This window comes from Candidatus Symbiothrix dinenymphae (assembly GCF_001431085.1).
In genome coordinates this window covers 1-1159 of sequence record NZ_BBRU01000050.1, presented here as the reverse complement: position 1 = coordinate 1159, position 1159 = coordinate 1, and the positions used below count along the sequence as shown (strand labels likewise).

At 39.7% G+C, this 1159-nt stretch carries 1 protein-coding gene; it reads left to right on the top strand.

Annotated features, from left to right (window positions below; translation table 11 throughout):
• On the top strand, positions 1-1052 hold a 1052-nt coding region (locus ASC50_RS00920), incomplete at its 5' end, for an RHS repeat domain-containing protein (protein WP_304518301.1).
• Positions 1053-1159: the final 107 nt, after the last annotated feature.

The window sequence follows — 1159 nt, the reverse complement described above, 5'->3', positions numbered from 1 at the left end:
GAGGCTATTTGGCGCAGGAGCATTTGAATGAGTTTGGGTTAATAAATTTGAATGCGCGAATATATGACCCTGCTTTGGGGCGGTTTATGGAGATGGATCCTTATGTGCAGATGCCGGATTTTACGCAGTCATATAATCGGTATGCTTATGGGTTGAATAATCCGTTGCTGTATAGTGACCCTGGTGGACAATTATTTGGAATTGATGATTTGCTCTTGTTTACCATTGGTGCCGCATTGATTGGCTCTTATGTGGGAGCGTCCATAAAAGGCGGCTCTTGGAATCCGGCTAAATGGGAAGGCAATTGGTGGCAAGGAGCTCTATGGGGTGGGCTTGCCGGTGCTGTGGTCGGAGCGGGAATAGGATCTGTTTGGATGGCAGGAGGAAGTATAAGTTTCGGAGTTTCTGCATACGGATTGAATACAGTAGAGTTAATTTCTTTTTCAGCAGCCTCGGCTTCAACAGGTGGCGGAGTAACGATGACTATCGGAGGTGGTTTAGGATTGGGAAGTGCACTATCTTATACTTTTGGAAGAAAAAAAGAAGAACAGATGCCTGAAATATATAAAGGAGATAATATTTTAGCAGAAAAAGCATATTCTGGAGGATCTCTTTCTGAGGTAACAATAACAGCACCCTATTCCAGCGATAAGTTTTTTGGAGTTAATGTTCGATATTGGGGTGTCGCAGGATATCATTCGTACGCTGGTGGAGCAATAAATACAACAAAAGATTTTTTTGAAGGATATAAAAGCAAGGGGTTAGACAGCTATGAAGGACGATTACTTATGCATGAATATGGACACTATTTACAATTGCAAGAAGGGAATCCCGCTTGGTACTATTTAGGTGTTGCCCCAACTATTATGTATAATGTTCATACCATGTCGAGGCAACAATATAACAATTCTTGGACAGAAGTGCAAGCTAATACGCTATCTTATTATTACTTTGGACGCCCTCCATTTTGGAATTTTAACGAATACCCAATCCAGAATAAGTATGTGAGTCCACAATATATTAGAAGAAATTGGATAAAAGGAGGATATTAAAATGAATATACTACGAGATATATTAAAAGTATTTTTAGGGCTGTTGATTGCTGCCGCTATTTTTTTTATAGTGTTTGTCTTTTTGCTATTTTTTATCGGTATGGATA